Source organism: Rhizobacter sp. P3_B12 (assembly GCF_056402895.1).
Genome location: NZ_JBFUGN010001418.1, coordinates 1 through 1,154 on the forward strand (window position 1 = coordinate 1; position 1,154 = coordinate 1,154).

3 protein-coding genes are annotated in these 1,154 nt (G+C 67.3%); all 3 read left to right on the forward strand.

Annotated features, from left to right (window positions below):
• Nucleotides 1-127 precede the first annotated feature (127 nt).
• The gene (locus tag AC1D01_RS35735) at nt 128-373 is read left to right on the forward strand and encodes a DUF6364 family protein (RefSeq protein ID WP_477874413.1); all 246 of its coding nucleotides are present in this window, start codon (nt 128-130) and stop codon (nt 371-373) included.
• Nucleotides 363-806, forward strand: a complete 444-nt coding sequence (locus tag AC1D01_RS35740) for a TA system VapC family ribonuclease toxin (protein ID WP_477874415.1) — start codon at nt 363-365, stop codon at nt 804-806. Before AC1D01_RS35735 ends, AC1D01_RS35740 begins: the two co-directional genes overlap by 11 nt.
• Before the next feature lie 114 nt (nt 807-920).
• A partial coding sequence (locus AC1D01_RS35745) for a 2'-5' RNA ligase family protein (protein WP_477874417.1) occupies nt 921-1,154 on the forward strand: 234 nt, incomplete at its 3' end.

The window sequence follows — 1,154 nt, forward strand, 5'->3', positions numbered from 1 at the left end:
GTTCGGCGACCGTTACCGGGCCTACCGGGAGCAGGTGGGGATGCTGCTGCCGTGGCCGCGCAAGGGAAGCGGGAGGGATGCGGCCGAGCACTAGCGCAGCCGATACAGAAATCTGTATCATCTTTGGATGAAGACGACCCTCGACATCAACGATGAACTGCTGGCCACGRCCAAGGCGCTTGCTGCCCGGCAACGAACCACGCTGACGCGACTGATCGAGGAGGGCCTGCAACTGCGGCTGAGGGCGCAGCAGGCGGCGGTGCCGCGAGGCAAGTCGCGTCTGCCGGTGTTCAAGGGGCGCGGTGGACTGGTGGCAGGTGTCGACCCGCTCAGCAACAGGTCGCTGCTGGAGGCGCTGGGCGATGACGCCTGACGTGAACGTGCTGGTCGCGGCATTCCGTGGCGATCATCCTCACCATGCCGCCGCCCGGACCTGGCTCGAAGAGGTCGTCGCCGCGGTTTCGTCAGGAACCACCCTGACAGTGATGCCGATGGTCGTGGCCAGCTTCTTGCGGCTGGTGACCAGCCCCAGGATTTTCCAGGCTCCGACGCCGATCGAGCAGGCGGTCGATTTTGTCGATGCGCTGCTCGCCGTGCCGGGTGTCCGGCTGGCGGAGCAGGGCGCGGAGTGGCCTCGTCTGCGCCAACTGTGCCTGGACAAGCAACTCAGCGGCAACCTTCTGCCGGACGCCTGGCTGGCTGCGGCCGTCGTCCACATGGGCGAACACCTCGTGAGCTTCGATCGTGACTTCAGGAAGCTGATCGGCCGCACCCACTTCACGTTGCTTGAGGCGGGTGCTCGATAGATGCGAACGAAAAAAGAAGCCCGCTCCGGGCCGGAACAGTTCGGCTTGCCCGGGTTCGACGAGTTGCCTCCGCCGCCACCGCCGCCGCCTGTTCAGGCGGGCCGCGTCCCTCCGGTGCCCCAGCACCTGGGCCTCTTCTTCGCACTGCGGCCCACGCCGCAGGTCGCAGAACGCATCATCGAGCTGGCAACCCGGCTGCGCAGCGAACACGGCCTCAGCGGCAAGCTGCTCACGCCCGAGCGCCTGCACGTCACGCTGCGCGCAATGGTCGACGACGAAGCCAACGTCGAGTCGGCGATGCGTGCCGCCGCGGGCCTCGTGCACGAGGGCTTCGGCGTGGCCTTCGAC